We start from the raw sequence: 331 nt of genomic DNA on the forward strand, positions 1-331 counted from the left end.
GCCGTGATGCCGACCGGTGGGAACGTTGCTGCTGACCATGGTGCGGATCGCCTCGAACCTCTCCCAGCTCACATACCGTCGTGGGTGTTGGGCTTCAGCGCCAGCCATTCGTTCCGGGTCTTGCGGCGAATCTTCACGCTCACGCCCCCGGCGCTGTATCCCGCTGCCACAGCCGTCTTGCCATAGGCATAGGCGCCGCCGTAGACCGGGTTCTCAATGATCCGGTGGATGGCGGAGTCCCGCTCGTGGCGCGCACGGTGATCACGGTCGTAGCGCCATCACAAAAGGCGCTTTCCACGTCAAATCCGCGAGGGACCAAGGCCGACGGACG

Annotated in this window: 1 protein-coding gene; it reads right to left on the minus strand. The window is 64.7% G+C overall.

The window, feature by feature from the left end:
* Positions 1-68: 68 nt before the first annotated feature.
* Positions 69-230, minus strand: coding sequence for a recombinase family protein (locus tag AC0L3A_RS41065; protein WP_473256626.1), 162 nt, complete (start codon positions 228-230; stop codon positions 69-71).
* Between the last annotated feature and the right edge of the window lie 101 nt (positions 231-331).

The sequence above is a fragment of the Bradyrhizobium sp. MI1.3 genome (assembly GCF_055811695.1).